Raw genomic sequence first — 18745 nt, 5'->3', positions numbered from 1 at the left:
TGGTCGCTGCGCCCGGCGGCGACGACATTGAAGGCACACGCTCAACGGAGGCCTTCATGATGCTCAGCTTCAGCTTCACCCCCCGCCTGTTCGCCCGCAAGACCTCGGCGCTGGCCCTGGTGCGGGCGCGCCGCGCCGCACGCGAGGACGACCGTGCAGCGGCTGCCGAGGACGGCCTGCCGGCCTGCGGCTGGTTCGATTCGAGCTACGAGCTGCGTCGCGGCCTCGCCGTCACCGAGCACGGTGGCCAGGAAGACGGCGCGACGGTGGCACTGGCCGTCGCGGTGTGGTTGCACTGAAGATACGGGACGGCTCTCCGGCAGGCATGATGCGCGCCGAGGAGTCCACCGCATGAGCCCACCGCTTCCCTCCGGCCTGTTCGACACCGCCACCGATGGCGCGCCACGCTGCACCTGGTGCGCGGCCACGCCGGCCTACCAGCACTACCACGACCACGAATGGGGCTTCCCGGTCACCGACGACCGGCGGCTGTTCGAGAAGCTCTGCCTCGAAGGCTTCCAGGCCGGCCTGAGCTGGCTCACCATCCTGAACAAGCGCGAGAATTTCCGCGCCGCGTTCGCCGACTTCGATGCCGAGCGGCTGTCGCGCTACACCGGGCGCGATGTCGAGCGGCTGCTGGGCGAAGCCGGCATCGTGCGCCACCGCGGCAAGATCGAGTCGACTCTCAACAACGCCCGCCGTGTGATCGAGTTGCGCGCCGAGTTTGGTTCGCTGGCGGCCTACGCCTGGCGCCATGAGCCGGCGCCCGCCTCGCGCCCCCGCCGCATGACGCTCGAGACACTGAAGACGCAGACCACCTCGCCCGAGTCAGTGGCGATGAGCAAGGACCTGAAGCGGCGCGGCTGGAGCTTCGTCGGCCCGACCACGGTCTACGCGTTCATGCAGGCGATGGGGCTGGTCAACGACCACCTCGACGGCTGCCACGTGCGCGAACGAGCGCTGCAGGCGCGGCGCGGACTGCAACCGCCGCGCTGACGGCCGGGGCCCGGCCCGCTCAGCCGGGCGGCCGCAGGCGGTGCAGATCGGCCCGCGTGAAGAGCACGTCGCGATCCGACAACGCCTTGGCCAGCCGCTGCACCATCCATGCGTCCCCGATGGCGCGGCGACCACGGGCATCAGCGTCAGCCAGCCCGCCAGCCCGACCACCAGCCAGTGCTTCGGCAGCGGCGGCGGATGACGGGTCTCGAGCATCAGCGCGACCGCGCTCGCCGCCCCGCCCACCGCAAAGCCCAGCACGACCTCCGACACCGAGTGCGCGCCGATGACGACGCGCGACAGCGAAATCACCGCCGCCAGCGCATAGCCGGCAACGATCGCCCAGCGCGGCGGCACCGCGGCCGGGCTGGCCAGCGTGCGCGCCAGCACCGGGTAGATCGCGGCGGCCAGCATCGAGTGCCCCGACAGGCCGGTGAAGTCGAGCGCCTCGATGCCGAGGCCCCATCCATGAACGCGACCTTGGTCACCAGCGTGAGGAAGGCTGCGGAGCCCAGCAGCAGCAGCCACGCGAACAGGGGCCGCCGGCTCGGCGTGGCCCACCACCACCACGCAGCAGCCAGGAGGGCCATCGGGATCACGATGCCGGATTCTCCGAATCGGGTGAGCCAGTGCCAGGAGGCGTGTGCGAATGTCATCGGGCGTGTGGGGAGATCGATCGAGCGTCGCCGGTTCGAGGTGCCAGGAAAACAAACGGGCCGCGCCGCAAGGCACGGCCCGCGCGAAACGCGGGGCAAGGATCACGCCGCGCTCAGATGCCGAGGATCTTCTTCGCGTCGCCCAGCGCCTTCATCGACTCGTCGTGCTTGCCGGCCTTGTGCGCGGCCTCGCCTTCGCTGCGCAGGGCCTTGACCTTGGCCAGGTCGACCTCGCCCAGATTCGGTGAACTGGCGAGCTTGGCGTCGATCGCCTTCATCTCGTTCGGACAATTGTGAGCCATGGCGGCGCCGGCCGCGAGGGCCAGCACCAGGGGGAGCAGCTTCTTCATCGTCGGGTCTCCTGTGAATGAGGAATAGGCCACGGTCGGGGCCCGTCAGCACTGTAGTCCCGCGCTGGACTCCGTGCCGACGGCGGGGCGACAGCGCAGCGGGGGCCCTCCCTAGAATGCCCGCAATGACCGCCGTGCCTCCCGTTGCGCCCGCCCCCACGACGGCCCGCCCCGCCTACCGGCGCAAGCTGTTCTGGGTGGCCCTGCTGTATTTCAGCGAAGGCCTGCCGCTGGGGGTGTTCTTCGATCTGTTCCCGGTCTACTTCCGCCAGCAGGGCGTGAACCTCGCGGACATCGGTCTGCTGTCGCTGCTGGGCCTGGCCTGGACGGTGAAGTTCCTGTGGGCGCCGATGGTCGACTGGGCGCGCCGGCACCGCTGGTGGGTCGCTGCGGCCAACCTCGGCATGGCCGCCGTGATGATCGGCTTCGCCGTGTTCGGTCTCGCGCTCGGGCCCTGGGTGTGGGTGGCCATCGGCTGTTTCACCGTGCTGTCGGCCACCAACGACATCGCGACCGACGGCTACACGATCGAGCTGCTCGATCAGCGCGAGTACGGCCTGGCGAACGGCCTGCGCATCGGCTTCTACCGCGCCGGGATGCTGACCGCCGGGGTGTTGCTGATGGTGTCGGGCACGCTCGGCTGGAGCGCGGCCTATGCGCTCGGCGCGGTGGTGTTCGGTCTCAATGCCGGCATGGCGCTGCTGGCCCCGGCGGAGCGGCCGCGCGTCGGCGCACCGCCCAGCAGCGTGGGCAAGGAGCTCGGCCTGCTGCGCGCCCAGCCGGGCTTCCTGGTCGCGCTGGGGCTGGTACTGGTCGGCCTGCTGTGGCCGGTGCTGGGGCCGCTGGCCCGCGCACTGCAGTGGAGCGCGGTCGAGGCCGTGAGCACCACCTGGTGGTTCCGCGGCGCGCTGCCGGTCGGCCTGATGTTTGCCGGCGCGGCACTGCTGGTGCGTGCGGCGCGCGCACCGCAAGCGCTGGCGCTGCGCGACGGGCCGGTGTTCGGCGCCTGGGTCGAGCTGCTGCTGCGGCCCGGCATGGTGGCGGTGCTGGCCTTCATCCTGCTTTTCAAGCTCGGCGACGCGGCGATGGGTTTCATGGTCAAGCCGTTCTGGGTCGACGCCGGCTTCACGGCCGGGCAGATCGGCTTCGTCAGCGTGAACCTCGGGCTGGCGCTGTCGATCGCTGGCGGGCTGGTCGGCGGCTGGTACGTCGACAAGCGCGGCATCTTCCGCGGCCTGTGGGTGCTGGGTCTGTGGCAGGCGCTGTCCAACCTCGGTTACGCGGGAGCGGCCTGGTCCGTGCCGCTGCTGACGCCGGGTGCGGCCGCGACGATCGGCGTCGAGCCGCTGCACCAGGCCATCGTCTACTCGGCCAGTGCGCTCGAGAGCTTCACCGGCGGGCTGGGCACCGGCGCCTTCCTCGCCTTCCTGATGGGCATCACCAGCAAGGCGCGCGCGACCACCGAATACGCCATCCTGTCGAGCATCTTCGCCTTCAGCCGCGCGGTGGCCGGCTGGGCCGGCGGCATCGGCGCCCAGGAGCTGGGGTATGCCGTCTACTTCTTCCTGACGTTCTGGCTGTCGTTCCCGGCCTACCTGCTGTTGCCGTCGGTGCGCCGGATGCTGGAACGCGAAGCCGCGCCCGGAGTCTCATCGCCATGAGCCAGTTCATCTCGTCTCCCCGCTACCACTGCAGCCTGTGCGCCGCCTTCGCGCGACTGAACGCACCGGAGAACGCCGTGGACACCCCTACGCCCGCCCGCCCCGGGCGTCGCCGCTTCAATGCCGCGCTGGCTGGCGCGGGCGCCGCGCTGCTGCTGCCGGCTGCCGGCGCGCGCGAGGGCGTCGATGTCGGCAAGCAGTCGAGCTTCTCGAAGCTGGTGCCGGCCGAGCAGGTCGAGCAGGCCGCGACGCAGCAGTACGCGCAACTGCTGCAGGAGGCCCGCAACAAGAACGCGCTGGTGGGCGCCGACGACACGCAGACGGTGCGGCTGCGCGCCATCGCGCGGCGCATCATCCCGTTCACGCCTGAATGGAACGGGCGCGCGCCCGGCTGGAAGTGGGAGGTGAACCTGCTGGCCAGCAAGCAGATCAACGCCTTCTGCATGCCGGGCGGCAAGATCGCCTTCTACACGGGCCTGATCGAACAACTCAAGCTGACCGACGACGAGGTCTCGATGGTGATGGGCCACGAGGTCGCGCACGCGCTGCGTGAGCACGCCCGAGAGCGCATGGGCAAGTCGACCGCCACCAACATCGGCCTGGAGATCGGCGCGGCCCTGCTCGGGCTGGGCAATGCCAGCCGCACCCTCGCCGGCATGGGCGCGCAGCTGCTGCAGCTCAAGTTCAGCCGCGACGACGAGTCCGAGGCCGACCTGGTGGGCATGGAGCTGGCCGCGCGCGCCGGCTACGACCCGCGCTCCGGCGTGAGCCTGTGGACCAAGATGGGCCAGGCCACCGGCGGTGGGGGCGGGGGCAGCGGCAACAAGCTGGCCGAGTACGGCTCCACCCACCCGCAGGGGCCGACCCGCATCCGCGACATCGAGGCCAACCTGCCGAAGGTGCTGCCGCTGTACGAACGCGCGCCCAAGCCACCGCAACGCTGGGACGCCGGTTTGACCGACAGCGGTGACCGCAAGGCCACCAAGCCCGCCACGCCGACGCGCGAGCAGTCGCGCTGAGCGCAGGGGCGCGAGCGCGGGCGCTCAGACGTCGCGCACGTAGGGGTTGTGGCGCCGCTCGCGGCCGAAGCTGCTCTCCGGCCCGTGGCCGGGGATGAACACGATGTCATCACCGAGCGGCCAGAGCTGGGTGCGGATCGCCGCCACCAGCGTGTCGTGATCGCCCTGCGGGAAATCGGTGCGGCCGATGCCGCCAGCGAACAGCACGTCGCCGACGAAGGCCCTTTGGGCTTCTCGCGAGACGAACACCACGTGCCCCGGCGTGTGCCCGGGACAGTGCCGCACCTCGAGCTCGCAGTCGCCCAGGGTCACGCGGTCGTCCACGCCGCCGGGGCAGAGCCAGCGCGTCGGTGTGAACGGCTCGCTGGGGGGAAAGCCGAACATCCGGCTCTGCTGCGCCAGCCCGTCGATCCAGAACTGGTCGGCCGCGTGCGGCCCGATGATCGGCAGCGCGTCCTCGCGGGCGAGTTGCGCGGTGCCGCCCGCATGGTCGATGTGCGCGTGGGTCAGCCAGATCGCCTCGAGCGTGAGCCCCAGCCGCCGCACCTCGGCCCGCAGCCGCGGCAGCTCACCGCCGGGATCGATGACGGCGGCGCGGCGCGTGGCGTCGCACCACACGATGGAGCAGTTCTGCTGGAAGGCGGTGACGGGGACAGTGAGGTACTGGAGCATCGTATGACCTGTCCTTTGGCAACTCAGTGTCGAATTTCGCCGCTCTGTGTCGACCGTCCATCGCCCGTTCCGAGGTCGCCGTCGCAACTAAGTGTCGACTCGACCCGAAACGGTGCACGCTGCGGTATCCGGCTTCGATTTCATCCTCGAAGGATAGCGATCTACACAAACAGGATGAGTTGAAAACACCGTAAACGGCGTTAAAGCATCGTATACGAGTTGCCGATACAGCAGACGCGCGCCATTTGGCGTCGCGCCAGAACCGAACTTCAGGAACGTCGATGAACACCAGCCCGAACCCGCACCTGCCTCTCTCGTACGCGTCGTGAAAGGGTGGCAGCCTGCGCGTTTGTCGGCGAAGACGGCAAGGCCGCCCATCTGTCCCTACTGCCCATGATCGTTGTGGCCGATCTTGTGGACGCGGTCCGCCGCGATCTTTACCTTCCATGCCCGGCTATGGCATAGTGCCGGTGGGCTTACGAGAAAGCCTGGCCGGCCCGCTCTGGCGAAGCTTGATGCATCTCGGTTTTCCCCTTCGCGTGCCCTCCATGAGCGCGTGAGTACTGCGGGCCGTGCTCGTCAAATGCGCTCCAACTGGAGTTCACGATGGCATCCGTTACCTTCTCCACACTCGACTATCTGTCGGGCCAGGACTTGCTCGACCTGATGCGACGCTACGCCAAGATGGTCAAAAAGGCTGACCAGGCAGGCAAACCCTTGGCTGGCACCAAAACGAGATCGCGATCAGTCTTGCGTTCAAGAACTGGTCGATGCTTCACAAGCACCTCGCGCCGATAAAGTGGACCTACATCGACCATGTTCTAGACCTTGTCCTGAAGAAGCCAAACCTCGGGCAATTTGTCGAAGAACACGCGGTCAAGACGATCGACGAGGATGAAGGCGCCGACACCATGAAGGCCTGGGCGCGTAGCAAGTACACGCCATTGATCGACTTCGCGTTCTATGACAACGAGTCGTCCAACGGGTTTAGTTGGCCCGACGTGGATATGGCCGAGGAGCTACGCGAGGAGTTCAACGGCCAGTACCCGGACGAGCTGATAGAGAGCGTTGCCCATGCCCTTGAAATCAATGGCGGGCCGTGGGGCCTGGACAACCGCTACGATGGCGACGACGAATCGGAAGATGTACCCGTTGTCATGGGCTGACGCTTAAATTCTCCGGACCGGCCGGGGCAGATGTATTGCACCGGACCGTCCGAGGGTTCTAGACCGCGCTTTGTTGACCGTAGTTGCGCAGCGCCAGCGTCGCGGGTCGACACAGAATTGCGACGCAACCGTATCGTCGACGAACCACTCCCTAGTCAGGCGACACAGCGCACGGGCGGGTCCCCGCCACGCTCCCGCGCCAAGCCGTTGATTCATTGGGAATCAAGGGTCGACTCAGAGTTGCCAAGGGTCAGACCGGGTTGCCGTGCGGCGTGCGCAAGCGCCCTCTCAAAAGACGGAAGGTCCGCGCAGTTTCGCTCGCCAGGGCGCCTCGATCCATCGATGGCAGAGCACCGATGCACCAACCGTGCCGAACAGGAACACGGCAACCACCGCCCACGAGGGCTTCCCGCCGAAGTAGCCCATCTTCAGGATCGTCACCCCTGACCAGTGGATGATGTAAAGCGCATAGCTGGCCTCACCGAGCGCGACCATCCAAGGCCTGAGGAGCAAGCCGCTCAGAACTGTATGTCCCGAGGCGACCGCGAGGATCAGAGCCGTGAACGGCAGTACGAAGCTACCGTACTTGACCGACACGTCGAGCAACCAGACCCAGCGATCGGGACCGGTGTAGTCCGGCATCCAGACACGCGCCGCGATGGCGGCGAGGGCCACCATGACGACCACATTGCGCGCCGATCCTAGCGAAGCGCCCCGGTGCCGGAGGCCGTCCGGCTGGTGTTGCATCCGTACGAAATACCACCCCGCCAAACTGCCGGCGACGAACTCACTGAAACGCAGCACCGGGTTGTAGACCAGCACGATGTATTGCGCCTCCGCACCGACCGCAACGACATAGTTCATCGTGTAGATCACCGCACCGTACAGCGCAATGCCGCCACACACGGCCAGAACGAAGGCGAAAGCGAGGCATGCCGTCGACCGCAATCGCCGACTCAGCCAATGCACCAGGAACGGAAAGCTCGCATAGAAGAAGAATTCTGCCGACACGCTCCAGGCCGGCGTGTTCCAGAACATCGCAAAAGGCACCGCAGGCACCCAGGCCTGCAGGCCGACCGCATTGAGCAGCCAAGAAGCCCAGTAGGTGGTCCCAACGGCGGCCAGTTGGCTGACCTGTGCGCGTTCGATGAGATGCCACGGTGTGTCGAGCAGCAGCCCGAACAGGTAGACCGGATAGAGACGCGCCACGCGCAGGCGCTGGAATCGCCAGAACGCGACGTCGCCGACCCCTGTGGCGAACCAACCGTGATAACGGTAGGTGAGGATGAAACCACTGAGGATGAAGAAAAAGGTGACGCCGTACTGCCTCCCACGATGCCGCGCAGGACCCAGCCGGGCAGCGGACCCAGAAAGTCTCGGTAGTGCAGTACCAACACTGCGAGCGCTGCGATGAAACGCAGGCTCGTCAGCTCCGTCAGATCGGGAGGGGCGTTGGTCGCCCGCGTCGGCTCAGCGGCCTCGAGCCGCGTCATTGGAGCGCCCAGACCACGATCGACACCCGTTCACTTCCTGCCGACCAACCCGGCCACGAGCACCAGCGCGCCCACGCCGAGCAGCAGGTAGCCCACCACCGGAGCGGGCTTCTTGTGGTCGGTGGTGGTGATCTCCAGCGGGCCGAGCTTCGCCACGGTTTCTTCCTTGTCGAAGCTCAGGACGCCGGCCGAGATCAGCCCGCCCGCCACAAGCAACAAGACGCCGACGATCAGGGCCGTGGTGCGCATGAGAAATCTCCTGGGAAAACGCCGTGCAGGTTCACAGCGAAAGTTCGTAATCGACCGTCAACGGGGCGTGGTCGGAAAAGCGCTGCGCCTTGTAGACCGACGCCGAACGCGCCAGCGCGGCGAGCGCCGGCGTCGCCAGGTGGTAGTCGATGCGCCAACCGACGTTGTTGGCCCAGGCCTGGCCGCGATTGCTCCACCATGTGTAGGCCTCGCCCGTGTCGTCGGGTCGCAGCGTGCGGTGCACGTCGACCAGGCCCAGTTCGTCGAGCGCGCGGCTCATCCACGCACGCTCCTCGGGCAGGAAGCCGCTGTTCTTCTGGTTGCTCTTCCAGTTCTTCAGGTCGATTTCGCGGTGCGCGATGTTCACGTCGCCCACCAGGATGAACTCGCGGGTCGCCTTCAGCAGCTCGAGGTAAGGGTAGAACAGGGCCAGGAAACGGAACTTGGCCTGCTGCCGCTCGTCGGAGCTGGAGCCGCTGGGAAAGTAGCAACTGATGATCGACAGCTTGCGCTGGGGCGTGTCGAAGCGGGCCTCGACGTAGCGCCCCTCGGCATCGAACTCGGGCTCGCCGATGCCGGTGACCACGTCGCTCGGCGTGCCGCGCGTGTACAGGCCGACGCCGGAGTAGCCCTTCTTGTCGGCATAGTGGAAGTGGCCTTTCAGGCCGGCCACCTGGTCGAAACGCCCGCCCAGGTCGGCCGCCTGGGCCTTGAGCTCCTGCACGCCCATACAATCGATCGCGCTTTTCTCGGCCCATTCGACCCAGCCCTTGTTGGCCGCGGAACGGATGCCGTTGAGATTGAGCGAGACCAGACGCAACACAACGCACCTACCTATTTCAGATGTCCAGATGAGCACATTCGGCGGCCCGGGCACTGCGGCGCGAGACGACCTCGCACAGGACTTCGTGGCCTTCGCGGTCGAGGCCGGCGTGCTGCGCTTCGGCGAATTCAAGACCAAGGCCGGGCGCCTGTCTCCGTATTTCTTCAACGCCGGGCTGTTCGACGACGGCGCCAAGCTGGGCCGCCTCGCCGAATTCTATGCACGCCGGATGCAGGCTTCCGGCCTGGCCTTCGACATGATCTTTGGCCCGGCCTACAAGGGCATCACGCTGGCCGCCGCGGTGGCGATCGAGCTCGCCCGCCTCGGCCGCAACCTACCGTATGCATACAACCGCAAGGAGGCCAAGGACCACGGCGAGGGTGGCAGCCTTGTCGGCGCCAAGCTGCACGGCCGCGTTGTGATCATCGACGACGTGATTTCAGCCGGCACCTCGGTGCGCGAGTCGGTCGCGATGATCCGGGCCGCCGGGGCCGAACCCTGCGGCGTGGCCATCGCGCTCGACCGCCAGGAGCGGGCCACCGAAACCACTCAAGACGGCGTGCGCGATGCCGATCACTCCGCGGTGCAGTTCGTGCAGCGCGAACTCGGCCTGGCGGTCTGTGCGATTGCGACGCTGTCGGACTTGCTGCAGTATCTGGCGCGCCAGGCTGACCCGGCGCTGGCACAACACCTGCCACGGGTGCAGCCTACCGGGATCGCTACGGCGTCTGAGACATGAAGGAACGGGGAGCGGGCGGGATGAGGATCTGTCGTGTGCGCGGACTGAACGCCGCCCTGATGCTCGGCGTGCTGGGGTCGCTGGCGGTGGACGCCTCGTCGCAGGAGGTCAAGCACGGCAGCGCCATCTACACCTGCACCAATGCCGCCGGCCGCACCCTCACGCGCGACCGCCCGATCGCCGAATGCATGGACCGCGAGCAGCGCGTGCTCAACAGCGATGGTTCGCTGCGCACCGTGCTGCAACCCAGTCTCACGTCCGACGAGCGCGCGGTGCATGAGGAGGCCGAGCGCCGCAAGGCGCAGGAGCGCGCGAACAAGCAGGAGGCGATCCGCCGCGATCGCAACCTGCTGGCGCGCTTTCCGAACGAGGCCGCGCACAACAAGGCCCGAGACGCCGCGCTGAACGCCACGCGCAGCGGCATCCAGGCCTCGGAGCAGCGCCTGGCCGACCTGCAGAAGGAGCGCAAGCCGCTGCTCGACGAGGCCGAGTTCTACAAGGGCAAGAACCTGCCGGGCAAGCTCAAGGGGCAGATCGAGTCGGTGGACGTGAGCATCGAGGCGCAGCGCGCGCTGATCGTCAACCAGCAGGCCGAGGTCGGTCGCATCACGGCGCTGTTCGACGCCGAACTGGACCGGCTCAAGCGGCTGTGGGGTGGCGCCGATCCGGGATCGCTCGGCCCGCTGCCGCAGTCGGCGCTGGCCGGTCAGGCCGCACCGCAGCCCAAGCCCTGAGCCACGGCGGCCGGAGACCGCCGTTCTCCGCCGTCAACCGAGCTTCTTCTTCAGCAGCTCGCTGAGCTGCGTGGGGTTGGCCTTGCCCTTGCTCGCCTTCATCGCCTGGCCGACCAGCGCGTTGAAGGCCTTGTCCTTGCCGGCGCGGTATTCGTCCACCGACTTCGGATTCGCGGCGAGCACGGCGTCGACGATGGCGGAGAGTTCGCCGCTGTCGGACATCTGCTTCAGGCCCTTGGCGGAGATGACCGCGTCGACCTCCGTCTCGCCGTTCCACAGCGCATCGAACACCTGCTTCGCGCCGTTGTTCGAGATCGTGCCGTCGGCGATGCGGGCGATCAACGCCGCGAGCGTCGCCGGGCTCACCGGGCTCGCATCGATGCCGAGTTCCTCGGCATTGAGCCGCCGCGACAGCTCGCCCATCAGCCAGTTCGCCGCCAGCTTGGCCGGCGCACCCGCCGCCTTCGTGGCCTCGTAATAGCGCGCCACCGCGAGGCTCTGCGTCATCATCGAGGCGTCGTAGGCGGCCAGGCCGTCCTGGCGCTCGAAGCGCGCCGCCATCACGCGCGGCAGCTCCGGCATTTCGCCGGTCACGCGCGCGATCCATTCCGGCGCGATCACCAGCGGCGGCAGGTCGGGGTCGGGGAAGTAGCGGTAGTCGTGCGCGTCTTCCTTGGTGCGCATCGCTCGCGTCTCGCCGCTGTCGGGGTTGAACAGCACGGTGGCCTGCCGGATCGCGAGACCGTCCTCGATCTGGTCGATCTGCCACTGGATCTCGAAGTCGATCGCCTGCTGCAGGAAGCGGAAGCTGTTGAGGTTCTTGATCTCGCGCCGCGTGCCGAACGGCGCGCCGGGCCGGCGCACCGAGACGTTGGCGTCGCAGCGGAAGCTGCCTTCCTGCATGTTGCCGTCGCAGATGCCCAGCCACACCACCAGCGCGTGCAGCGCCTTGGCGTACTCGACCGCCTCCTTGGACGAGCGCATGTCGGGCTCGGAGACGATCTCCAGCAGCGGCGTGCCGGCGCGGTTGAGGTCGATGCCGCTCAGGCCGTCGAAGGCGTCGTGCACCGACTTGCCGGCGTCTTCCTCGAGATGGGCCCGCGTCAGCCGCACCTGGTGCGGCACGTCGGCCAGGTAGAACTCCACTGTGCCGCCCTGCACCACCGGCAGCTCGTACTGGCTGATCTGGTAGCCCTTGGGCAGGTCGGGATAGAAGTAGTTCTTGCGCGCGAAGATCGACAGCGGCGCGATCTGGCCGCCCACGGCCAGGCCGAAGCGGATCGCGCGCTCGACCGCACCGCGGTTCATCACCGGCAGGCTGCCGGGCAGAGCCAGGTCGACCGCGCAGGCCTGGGTGTTCGGCGCCGCGCCGAAGGCGGTGGGGGCACCGGAGAAGATCTTCGACGCGGTGGACAGCTGGGTGTGGGTCTCGAGGCCGATGACGACTTCGTAACCACGGATCAGCGCGGGGGCGACGTTCATGTCAGTAGCCCTCCGGCGTCCGGAGGTGGAAATCGGTGGCTTGCTGGAAGCTGTGGGCGGCGTGCAGCAGCTGCGCCTCCTGCCAGTAGTTGCCGATCAGCTGCAGGCCGACCGGCAGCCCCCCCTCGCCGAATCCCGCCGGCGCGCTCATGCCCGGCAGTCCGGCCAGGCTGGCCGGCAGCGTGAAGATGTCGGCCAGGTACTCGGCCACCGGGTCGGTCTGCGAACCCAGCCGGCGCGCGACGGTCGGCGCCACCGGACCGGCGATCAGGTCGCAGTGGGCGAAGGCCGCCTGGAAGTCGTCGGCGATCATGCGGCGCAGCTTCTGCGCCTGCAGGTAGTAGGCGTCGTAGTAGCCGTGGCTCAGCACGTAGGTGCCGATCATGATGCGGCGCTTGACCTCGGCCCCGAAGCCTTCGCTGCGGCTCTTGCGGTACATGTCGAGCAGGTCACCGTACTGCGCGGCGCGGTGCCCGTAGCGCACGCCGTCGAAGCGGCCCAGGTTGGAGCTCGCCTCGGCGGGGGCGATGATGTAGTAGACCGGGATCGACAGCTCGGTGCGCGGCAGGCTCACGTCGACCAACGTGGCGCCGAGCTTCTCGACCTCGGCCAGTGCAGCACGTACCGCCTGCGTCACGTCGCCGGCCACGCCGGCACCGAAGAACTCCCGCGGCAGACCGATGCGCAGGCCGTGCAACGGCCGGCCGGCGCTTGCACCGTCGCGCGGGGCACGCAGCAGCGCGGCGAAGTCGGGCACCGGCTGCTGCGCCGAGGTGGCGTCGCGCTCGTCGAAGCCGCTCATCGCGCCCAGCAGCAGCGCGCAGTCCTCGGCGCTCTTGGCGATCGGGCCTGCCTGGTCGAGGCTGGAGGCGAAGGCGATCATCCCGTAGCGCGAGCAGCGCCCGTAGGTCGGCTTGATGCCGGTCACGCCGGACAGCGAGGCCGGCTGGCGCACCGAGCCGCCGGTGTCGGTGCCGGTGGTGGCCGGCACCAGCCGCGCCGCCACCGCCACCGCCGAGCCACCCGACGACCCGCCCGGGATGCGCTCCGCGTCCCAGGGGTTGCGGACCGGCCGGATGGCCGAGTTCTCGTTGCTGCCGCCCATCGCGAACTCGTCGCAGTTGAGCTTGCCCAAGGTCACGGTGCCGGCCGCCTTGAGCTTCGCGACGACCGTTGCATCGAAGGGCGAGCGGTAACCGGCCAGCATCTTCGAGGCCGCGGTGCTGGGAAAGTCGGTCGTGACGAAGATGTCCTTGTGGGCCAGCGGCACGCCGTCGAGCGCGCCGAGGGTCTCGCCACGGGCGCGCCGCTCGTCGGCCGCGCGGGCCTGCTGCAGCGCCAGTTCGACATCGGTGCACAGGAAGGCCCCCAGGTGTTCATGGGCAGCAACGCGCGCAAGCAGGTGTGACGTGACTTCGGCAGTCGATACCGTCTTGGCGGCCAGACGGGCCGACAGGTCGGCCACGCCGAGCTGGTGCAGCTCGGTGCTCATTCGATCACCTTGGGCACGAGGTACAGCCCCGCCTCGACGGCCGGTGCGCTGAGTTGGTTGGCCTGGCGCTGGTCGACCTCGGTGACCGCGTCTTCGCGCAGCCGCAGCGCGACTTCCTGCACCGCCGACAGCGGCGTGTACAGCGGCGCGACACCGGTGGTGTCGACGGCGCGCATGCGCTCGACGATGTCGAAGAAGCCGTTCAGCTGGCTGAGCATCGCGGACTGCTCCGCCTCGCTGAGTTCGAGCCGGGCCAGCAGGGCGATGCGGCTCACGTCGGTGGGGGTCAGGGCCATGGGAGGGTCGAAATGGAGGGATGCAACGGCCCTGCGCCAGAGAACTGCCGCGATTCAACGCCGCTTTTCGCGGGCGTCGCGCTGGGACCGTGCGGTATTATCTTCGGAGTTCCTCACCCGGCCGGGATGGAGGCGTTCACTACGCGACGAGCGCAGTGGGGGCGCAGACATCGCGACCGGCCTGCTGGCCCAGATCGCTTCGAACACCGCCCCTCCCCATACCCAGGCGGCGCAGCCCTCGTAGCCCCCGGCTTCCTCGCTGCGGCGCCCTGCAGAAACGCCAAGACATGTTCGCCTCCCTGCGACGCTATTTCTCCACCGACCTCGCGATCGACCTCGGCACCGCCAACACGCTGATCTACGTGCGTGGCAAGGGCATCGTGCTCGACGAGCCTTCGGTCGTCGCGATCCGTCACGAAGGCGGCCCCAACGGCAAGAAGACCATCCAGCCGTCGGCGCCGAGGCCAAGGCCATGCTCGGCAAGGTGCCGGGCAACATCGAGGCCATCCGGCCGATGAAGGACGGCGTGATCGCCGACTTCACCGTCACCGAGCAGATGCTCAAGCAGTTCATCAAGATGGTGCATCCGCGCTCGGTGCTCAAGCCCAGCCCGCGCATCATCATCTGCGTGCCCTGCGGCTCGACGCAGGTGGAACGGCGTGCGATCCGCGAGTCGGCGCTCGGCGCCGGTGCCTCCGAGGTCTACCTGATCGAGGAACCGATGGCCGCGGCCATCGGCGCCGGGCTGCCCGTCAGCGAGGCCACCGGCTCGATGGTGGTCGACATCGGCGGCGGCACCACCGAGGTTGGCGTCATCTCGCTCGGCGGCATGGTCTACAAGGGCAGCATCCGGGTCGGCGGCGACAAGTTCGACGAATCCATCATCAACTACATCCGCCGCAACTACGGCATGCTGATCGGCGACCCGACCGCCGAGGCCATCAAGAAGCAGATCGGCTCGGCCTTCCCGGGCTCCGAGGTGCGCGAGATGGAGGTCAAGGGCCGCAATCTCAGCGAAGGCGTGCCGCGCAGCTTCACGATCAGCAGCAACGAGATCCTCGAGGCGCTGACCGACCCGCTGAACAACATCGTCTCCAGCGTCAAGAACGCACTGGAACAGACACCGCCGGAACTCGGCGCCGACATCTCCGAGCGCGGCATGATGCTGACCGGCGGCGGCGCGCTGCTGCGCGACCTGGACCGCCTGCTGGCCGAGGAAACCGGCCTGCCGGTGCTGGTGGCCGAGGACCCGCTGACCTGCGTGGTGCGCGGGTGCGGCATGGCACTGGAGCGCATGGAGCGTCTGGGCAGCATCTTCACCTCCGAGTAAGTCGATGGCGCCGGCGCGAGCGCCCGAGCGCCGGGCCGCCCCAAGCCGGGCGCCATCCCCTTGGGGGATCGGCTGCGGCAAGCCGCGGCCCAGGGGCCCGATGCCCCACGTGGCCGGCTTCTTCGTTCACCGCCGAGCGCCATGCCTCTAGGCACCCTCGATCGCACCCCGCCGCCGTTCTTCAAGCAGGGCATGTCGGCCCTGACGAAGCTGGTGTTCTTCTCCGCGTTCGCCCTGTTCCTGATGGTGGCCGACACGCGCTTCAAGCTCACGCTGCCGCTGCGGGCGGCACTGGCCACCGCGCTGCACCCGGTCGAGCGCGTGCTGCTGGTGCCGGTCCGTGCCTGGGACACGGTGCACGACTACTTCACCGGCATCGCCGACGCGCGCGAGCGCGAGACGGCAGCGCTGGTGCGGCTGGCCGCCCAGGCCGAAGTGGCGGCGCGCGTCGGCCCGCTGACCGAGGAAAACCAGCGACTGCGCGAACTGCTGGCGCTGCGCCCGCAGTTCACGGTGAACACCGAGGCGGCCGAGGTGCTGTACGAGGCCGCCGACCCTTACACGCGCAAGATCGTCATCGACCGCGGCGCAACACACGGTGTGGCACCCGCCTCGCCGGTGATCGATGCCGCGGGCGTGCTGGGCCAGGTCACGCGCGTCTACCCGCTCGCGTCCGAGGTGACGCTGCTGACCGACAAGGACGCCGCGATCCCGGTGCTGAACGTCCGCACGCAGGCCCGCGCGGCCGCCTACGGCGACCCGACCACCGTCGCCGCGGGCGCCGGCATGGAACTGCGCTTCCTCGCCAGCAATGCCGACATCGAACCGGGCGACGTGCTGAACACGTCGGGCGTCGATGGTGTCTACCCGCCCGGGTTGTCGGTGGCCAAGGTCGTCTCGGTCGACCGGCGCGCCGGCACCACCTTCGCGAAGGTCACGCTGGCGCCGGCGGCGCGGCCCGACAGCGTGCGTCACGTGCTGGTGCTGCAGCCGCTCGGCCTGCAACTGCCGCCCCGTCCCACCGAGCCGGCGGCCAGCGAAGCCGCGCCGCGTCGCCGACCGGGAGCGCGCCGATGATCATGCCGCGCAGTTCCGACCAGTTGCTGCTGCCGGTCAACCCGGTGTTCATGTGGGGCTCGCTGTTGCTGGCCCTCACCTTCAACCTCATCCCCTTCGGCCGCGTCAACGCGATGCCCGACGTGCTGGCGCTGGCACTGGTGTTCTGGAACGTGCACCAGCCGCGCCGCGTGGGCATCGGCGCGGCCTTCGTGTTCGGCCTGCTGATGGACGTGCACCAGGGCGCGCTGCTGGGCCAGCACGCGCTGGCCTACACGCTGCTGAGCTTCTTCGCCACCACCATCCACCGCCGCCTGCTGTGGTTTTCCGTGCTCGGCCAGGCGCTGCAGGTGTTGCCGCTGTTCGTCGCGGCGCACGCGGTCTCGGTGCTGGTCCGGCTGGCGGCCGGCGGCGTGTTCCCGGGGTGGAACCTGGTGTTCGCGCCGGTCATCGAAGCGTTGCTGTGGCCGGTGGCCGCCGTGCTGCTGCTGGCGCCGCAGCGCCGTGCGCCGGACCGGGACGAGAATCGACCGCTGTGACCGCAGCGCGGCAACGCCGGACAGGACCGTGACCGAACTCAAGAACGTCGACCAGGAGCTGGGCCGCTTCCGGCTGCGCCTGATCGCCGCCGGCGCGCTGGTGCTGTTCGGCTTCGGGCTGGTGACGGCGCGCCTGGTCACGCTGCAGGTGCTGCGGCACGACGAGCTGTCCACGCGCGCCGAGAGCAACCGCATCACGGTACTGCCGATCACGCCGAACCGCGGCCTGATCCTCGACCGCAACGGCGTCGTGCTGGCGAACAACTACTCGGCCTACACGCTGGAGCTCACGCCGTCGAAGATCGACGACCTGGAGGGCACCATCGATGCGCTGCAGGAAGTGATCGACATCACGACGCGCGACCGTCGCCGCTTCAAGCGCATGATGGACGACGCCAAGAGCTTCGAGTCCCTGCCGATCCGCACCAAGCTCAGCGACGAGGAGGTGGCGCGTTTCACCGCGCAGCGTTTCCGCTTCCCCGGGGTCGACATCAAGGCGCGGCTGTTCCGCAACTACCCCTATGGCGAGCTCGGCAGCCATGTGCTGGGCTACATCGGCCGCATCAACCAGGCCGAGAAGGACGCGATCGACGAGACCGACGATGCGGCCAACTACAAGGGCACCGACTACATCGGCAAGCTCGGCATCGAGCAGAAGTACGAGGCCGAGCTGCACGGCATCACCGGCTTCGAGGAGGTCGAGACCAGCGCCTCGGGCCGCGCGGTGCGGCGCCTGCGGGCCAGCCCGCCGACGCCGGGCAACACGGTGCGGCTGTCGATCGACATCAAGCTGCAGGCGATGGTCGAGCAGCTGTTCGGCGACCGGCGCGGCGCGCTGGTCGCGATCGACCCGCGCTCCGGCGAGGTGCTGGCCTTCGTCAGCAAGCCGACCTTCGACCCCAACCTGTTCGTCGACGGCATCGATTCGGAGAGCTGGAAGGAGCTCAACGAGTCGATCGACAAGCCCCTGCTGAACCGCGCCCTGCGCGGCACCTACCCGCCCGGCTCGACCTTCAAGCCCTTCATGGCGATCGCCGCGCTGGAATCCGGCAAGCGCACGCCGCAGCAGACCACCTACGACAACGGCGTCTTCATGTTCGGCAACCACCGCTTCCGCAGCCACGGTGACGGCGGGCTGGGCGTGGTGGACATGAACCGCTCGATCGTCAAGTCGAGCAACGTCTACTACTACCAGCTGGCCGCCGACATGGGCGTGGACCTGATCCACGAGCAGCTCGAGCCCTTCGGCTTCGGCCGCCGCACCGGCATCGACATCAACGGCGAGGTCACCGGCGTGCTGCCCTCGACCGAGTGGAAGCGCAAGTACTACAAGAAGCCGGAGCTGCAGAAGTGGTACGCCGGCGAGACCATCTCGCTCGGCATCGGCCAGGGCTACAACAACTTCACGATGCTGCAGCTCGCCACCGCCACCGCCACGCTGGTATCGGGCGGGCAGCGCTATGTGCCGCGGCTGGTGCGCGAGATCGAGGATGTGGCAACCCGGGAGACCCGACTGATGTCGGCCGAGGCGCTGAGTCCGCTGCCGTTGCAGCCCGATCACGTGGAGGTGGTCCGCAAGGCGCTGCACGGCGTGACGCAGGAAGGCACCTCGACGCGCGTCTTCATGGGGGCGAGCTACCCGAGTGGTGGGAAGACCGGGACGGCGCAGGCGGTCGGCATTCGCCAGGACCAGAAGTACGACAAGAGCAAGATGGCCGACTACCTGCGCGACCATTCGCTCTACACCGCCTTCGCGCCGGTCGACAACCCGCAGGTCGCACTGGCCGTCATCGTGGAGAACTCCGGTTTCGGCGCCGAGGCGGCCGCGCCGATCGCGCGGCGCGTGCTCGATTTCGTGCTGACGGGGCGCTACCCGAACGCCGAGGACATCGCGCTGGTCCAGAAGGGCCAAGCCGGTCCGCCGGTCGGCACGCCGCGACTCGCCGCCGAGGTGCCGCTGATGCCGTTCACGCCCGGCGCCGTCACGACCGC

General features: G+C 68.5%; 17 protein-coding genes and 3 pseudogenes. 11 read left to right on the top strand and 9 right to left on the bottom strand.

Annotation, left to right across the window (positions count from 1 at the left end):
* Positions 1-56: 56 nt before the first annotated feature.
* On the top strand, positions 57-299 hold the full coding sequence (locus tag Y694_RS09495) for a hypothetical protein (RefSeq protein ID WP_152543430.1): 243 nt from the start codon (positions 57-59) through the stop codon (positions 297-299).
* A gap of 52 nt (positions 300-351) precedes the next feature.
* The gene (locus Y694_RS09490) at positions 352-996 is read left to right on the top strand and encodes a DNA-3-methyladenine glycosylase I (RefSeq protein WP_036231849.1); all 645 of its coding nucleotides are present in this window, start codon (positions 352-354) and stop codon (positions 994-996) included.
* A 228-nt stretch (positions 997-1224) separates the two neighbouring features.
* On the opposite strand, the pseudogene Y694_RS27135 reads toward Y694_RS09490, so the two are convergent.
* Together Y694_RS27135 and Y694_RS09485 are read right to left on the bottom strand one after the other, a co-directional pair.
* Positions 1225-1524 (bottom strand): annotated as a pseudogene (locus Y694_RS27135) (phosphatase PAP2 family protein); the annotation flags it as partial.
* A gap of 241 nt (positions 1525-1765) precedes the next feature.
* The gene (locus tag Y694_RS09485; protein ID WP_036231847.1) at positions 1766-2002 is read right to left on the bottom strand and encodes a hypothetical protein; all 237 of its coding nucleotides are present in this window, start codon (positions 2000-2002) and stop codon (positions 1766-1768) included.
* Between the two features lie 125 nt (positions 2003-2127).
* On the opposite strand from Y694_RS09485, the gene Y694_RS09480 reads away from it, so the two are divergent.
* Both Y694_RS09480 and Y694_RS09475 read left to right on the top strand, forming a co-directional pair.
* Entirely contained in the window at positions 2128-3663 is a 1536-nt protein-coding gene (locus tag Y694_RS09480) for a hypothetical protein (protein WP_011827695.1), read from the top strand.
* Positions 3660-4682, top strand: a complete 1023-nt coding sequence (locus Y694_RS09475; RefSeq protein WP_011827694.1) for a M48 family metallopeptidase — start codon at positions 3660-3662, stop codon at positions 4680-4682. The genes Y694_RS09480 and Y694_RS09475 overlap by 4 nt, the downstream gene beginning before the upstream one ends.
* Positions 4683-4706: 24 nt before the next feature.
* Here the strand turns inward: Y694_RS09475 and Y694_RS09470 are convergent, their stop codons facing one another.
* Positions 4707-5354 carry an MBL fold metallo-hydrolase gene (locus Y694_RS09470; RefSeq protein WP_036231845.1) on the bottom strand — a complete coding sequence of 216 codons (648 nt, stop codon included), beginning with the start codon at positions 5352-5354 and terminating at the stop codon, positions 4707-4709.
* Positions 5355-6124: 770 nt separating this feature from the next.
* On the opposite strand from Y694_RS09470, the gene Y694_RS09465 reads away from it, so the two are divergent.
* Complete coding sequence (locus Y694_RS09465) at positions 6125-6520, top strand: hypothetical protein (RefSeq protein WP_036231843.1); 396 nt, start codon at positions 6125-6127, stop codon at positions 6518-6520.
* Positions 6521-6808: 288 nt separating this feature from the next.
* Here Y694_RS09465 and Y694_RS09460 read toward each other — a convergent pair whose 3' ends face one another.
* From Y694_RS09460 to Y694_RS09450, 3 genes are all read right to left on the bottom strand, one after another.
* Complete coding sequence (locus Y694_RS09460; protein ID WP_081782213.1) at positions 6809-7873, bottom strand: acyltransferase; 1065 nt, start codon at positions 7871-7873, stop codon at positions 6809-6811.
* A 170-nt stretch (positions 7874-8043) separates the two neighbouring features.
* Positions 8044-8262 (bottom strand): hypothetical protein, encoded by a 219-nt coding sequence (locus Y694_RS09455; protein WP_011827691.1) that lies wholly within the window; start codon positions 8260-8262, stop codon positions 8044-8046.
* 31 nt (positions 8263-8293) lie between these two features.
* Positions 8294-9085, bottom strand: coding sequence for an exodeoxyribonuclease III (locus Y694_RS09450; protein ID WP_036231836.1), 792 nt, complete (start codon positions 9083-9085; stop codon positions 8294-8296).
* A gap of 28 nt (positions 9086-9113) precedes the next feature.
* Between Y694_RS09450 and pyrE the strand changes: the two are divergent.
* Positions 9114-9817: pseudogene (pyrE, locus tag Y694_RS09445) on the top strand (orotate phosphoribosyltransferase).
* 42 nt (positions 9818-9859) lie between these two features.
* Positions 9860-10558, top strand: a complete 699-nt coding sequence (locus tag Y694_RS09440; protein ID WP_231497612.1) for a hypothetical protein — start codon at positions 9860-9862, stop codon at positions 10556-10558.
* Positions 10559-10591: 33 nt separating this feature from the next.
* On the opposite strand, the gene gatB is transcribed toward Y694_RS09440, so the two are convergent.
* Genes gatB through gatC form a run of 3 tightly spaced genes read right to left on the bottom strand, consistent with a single transcriptional unit; the run spans position 10592 to position 13828 of the window.
* Positions 10592-12040: an Asp-tRNA(Asn)/Glu-tRNA(Gln) amidotransferase subunit GatB gene (gene gatB / locus Y694_RS09435; RefSeq protein WP_036231833.1), complete on the bottom strand. Its 1449-nt coding sequence runs from the start codon at positions 12038-12040 to the stop codon at positions 10592-10594.
* Between the two features lies 1 nt (position 12041).
* Positions 12042-13532, bottom strand: coding sequence for an Asp-tRNA(Asn)/Glu-tRNA(Gln) amidotransferase subunit GatA (gatA, locus tag Y694_RS09430; RefSeq protein WP_011827686.1), 1491 nt, complete (start codon positions 13530-13532; stop codon positions 12042-12044).
* Entirely contained in the window at positions 13529-13828 is a 300-nt protein-coding gene (gene gatC, locus Y694_RS09425) for an Asp-tRNA(Asn)/Glu-tRNA(Gln) amidotransferase subunit GatC (protein ID WP_011827685.1), read from the bottom strand. The genes gatA and gatC overlap by 4 nt, the downstream gene beginning before the upstream one ends.
* Before the next feature lie 287 nt (positions 13829-14115).
* On the opposite strand from gatC, the pseudogene Y694_RS09420 reads away from it, so the two are divergent.
* The 4 genes and pseudogenes from Y694_RS09420 to mrdA all read left to right on the top strand — a co-directional run.
* Positions 14116-15158: pseudogene (locus tag Y694_RS09420) on the top strand (rod shape-determining protein).
* 141 nt (positions 15159-15299) lie between these two features.
* Positions 15300-16235 (top strand): rod shape-determining protein MreC, encoded by a 936-nt coding sequence (gene mreC / locus Y694_RS09415; RefSeq protein ID WP_036231831.1) that lies wholly within the window; start codon positions 15300-15302, stop codon positions 16233-16235.
* Positions 16232-16753 carry a rod shape-determining protein MreD gene (gene mreD, locus Y694_RS09410; protein WP_011827682.1) on the top strand — a complete coding sequence of 174 codons (522 nt, stop codon included), beginning with the start codon at positions 16232-16234 and terminating at the stop codon, positions 16751-16753. Before mreC ends, mreD begins: the two co-directional genes overlap by 4 nt.
* Before the next feature lie 28 nt (positions 16754-16781).
* A partial coding sequence (gene mrdA, locus Y694_RS09405; protein WP_036231829.1) for a penicillin-binding protein 2 occupies positions 16782-18745 on the top strand: 1964 nt, incomplete at its 3' end.

The organism is Methylibium sp. T29-B (genome assembly GCF_000576225.1).
GTDB lineage: Bacteria > Pseudomonadota > Gammaproteobacteria > Burkholderiales > Burkholderiaceae_C > Methylibium > Methylibium petroleiphilum.
This window is presented reverse-complemented; position numbering and strand designations above follow the sequence as displayed.

Bases quoted from the DNA above. Each gene is read 5' to 3' on its own strand.
- Y694_RS09495 (WP_152543430.1), top strand. From the start codon at position 57: ATGATGCTCAGCTTCAGCTTCACCCCCCGCCTGTTCGCCCGCAAGACC.
- Y694_RS09490 (WP_036231849.1), top strand. From the start codon at position 352: ATGAGCCCACCGCTTCCCTCCGGCCTGTTCGACACCGCCACCGATGGC.
- Y694_RS09485 (WP_036231847.1), bottom strand. From the start codon at position 2,002: ATGAAGAAGCTGCTCCCCCTGGTGCTGGCCCTCGCGGCCGGCGCCGCC.
- Y694_RS09480 (WP_011827695.1), top strand. From the start codon at position 2,128: ATGACCGCCGTGCCTCCCGTTGCGCCCGCCCCCACGACGGCCCGCCCC.
- Y694_RS09475 (WP_011827694.1), top strand. From the start codon at position 3,660: ATGAGCCAGTTCATCTCGTCTCCCCGCTACCACTGCAGCCTGTGCGCC.
- Y694_RS09470 (WP_036231845.1), bottom strand. From the start codon at position 5,354: ATGCTCCAGTACCTCACTGTCCCCGTCACCGCCTTCCAGCAGAACTGC.
- Y694_RS09465 (WP_036231843.1), top strand. From the start codon at position 6,125: ATGCTTCACAAGCACCTCGCGCCGATAAAGTGGACCTACATCGACCAT.
- Y694_RS09455 (WP_011827691.1), bottom strand. From the start codon at position 8,262: ATGCGCACCACGGCCCTGATCGTCGGCGTCTTGTTGCTTGTGGCGGGC.
- gatB (WP_036231833.1), bottom strand. From the start codon at position 12,040: ATGAACGTCGCCCCCGCGCTGATCCGTGGTTACGAAGTCGTCATCGGC.
- gatA (WP_011827686.1), bottom strand. From the start codon at position 13,532: ATGAGCACCGAGCTGCACCAGCTCGGCGTGGCCGACCTGTCGGCCCGT.
- gatC (WP_011827685.1), bottom strand. From the start codon at position 13,828: ATGGCCCTGACCCCCACCGACGTGAGCCGCATCGCCCTGCTGGCCCGG.
- mreC (WP_036231831.1), top strand. From the start codon at position 15,300: ATGCCTCTAGGCACCCTCGATCGCACCCCGCCGCCGTTCTTCAAGCAG.
- mreD (WP_011827682.1), top strand. From the start codon at position 16,232: ATGATCATGCCGCGCAGTTCCGACCAGTTGCTGCTGCCGGTCAACCCG.